The 1,217-nt window shown below is 34.3% G+C and carries 2 protein-coding genes; both read left to right on the plus strand.

Going from position 1 to position 1,217, the window contains the following annotated elements; genetic code table 11:
* Nucleotides 1-269: 269 nt before the first annotated feature.
* A complete protein-coding gene (locus tag ACMUMJ_RS16835) occupies nucleotides 270-593 on the plus strand; it encodes an AbrB/MazE/SpoVT family DNA-binding domain-containing protein (RefSeq protein WP_414680006.1) in 324 nt (107 codons plus the stop codon).
* Entirely contained in the window at nucleotides 593-946 is a 354-nt protein-coding gene (locus ACMUMJ_RS16840; RefSeq protein ID WP_414680007.1) for a type II toxin-antitoxin system PemK/MazF family toxin, read from the plus strand. The genes ACMUMJ_RS16835 and ACMUMJ_RS16840 overlap by 1 nt, the downstream gene beginning before the upstream one ends.
* Nucleotides 947-1,217 lie beyond the last annotated feature (271 nt).

Raw genomic sequence — 1,217 nt, forward strand, 5'->3', positions numbered from 1 at the left:
AACTGCTGATAATTCATGTTGGTACTGCTTAGTTTTGTGGTGAAAAGAAGTGTACCAACTTCAGCAGTTGGCTTCTTCTACACCTGATTAGCAGTGTCGCACTTATTATCTGAATTTAGGAGTTTTTGGGTTCTTGGGAGTATCCTTGTTAGCTTGCATCTAGGATACGGTGTTAGCTTTTTAGATGCCGTATTCTACATATCCCAAATTATCGTTGTTAGTTTGATATTGTGGTTTGTATTAAAATACAAAAAAATAAAGTTATAACAATGTTTGCACTTCCTATAAAAATACGTATAATTACAAATGTAATAACAATGTTTAAACAAGAGGGAGCATATATGCGTAATCAGATTAGAAAAATAGGCAACAGTCTTGGCAGTATCATCCCAGCAGTTTATATAAAAGAACTAGGGCTGACAGAAGGGGATGATATTGAAATAAAAATAGATGGACAAGTAATTACTATTGAAAGTGCTAAGATGAAAAAAAAAATATTTCCTTATTCTGAGTCAGAATTACTAAAAGATTTAGATGCTTACACAGCACATGCTGATAATTTAGCAACAATATCTAATAAGGAATTCTTTTAATGGAAGCATTCATACCTGAAAGAAATGATATCATTTGGCTAGATTTTGATCCCTCAAAAGGTAAAGAAATAGGTAAACTAAGACCCGCGTTTATACTATCATCTAAAGAATATAACAGTAACACGGGTCTGTTAATTTGCTGTCCTATTAGCACTAGCATTCGTGGCAATGTAACAGAGGTACCTATTCATAATCTTGAAAAACCTTGCGTTGTTGCTTCGAGTTTAATACAAACACTATCATGGAAAGAGCGCAGAGCTAAAAAAATAACTACTGCTGAAAGTGATGTAATGAAAAATGTTTTGTTACGTATAATTCCTTTGATCGGTGCAGAGACATTATTCACAAGTTAGGAAAGTATTACTGCAGATTATAGAAATAGAAAATGACGATGCGAAACAAGTGGCAATTCTCTGCAATCGACATCGCTTGGAATGCTACGAGAACCAACGATCTAAACAGATCAATACCAGAAATTATGAACCTTGAAATATGCATTAGCCTGAATTCAAGTCCGAAGTGCGACACTTTTCACTTCAAGCAACTAAGCACATGTTTTTAAAAATTACGGCTGGTTGCTTGAACCCTAAACACTTCCTTGAACGATTGTTTATTCGTCTCATC

Source organism: Marinomonas phycocola (genome assembly GCF_047525455.1).
Lineage (GTDB): Bacteria > Pseudomonadota > Gammaproteobacteria > Pseudomonadales > Marinomonadaceae > Marinomonas.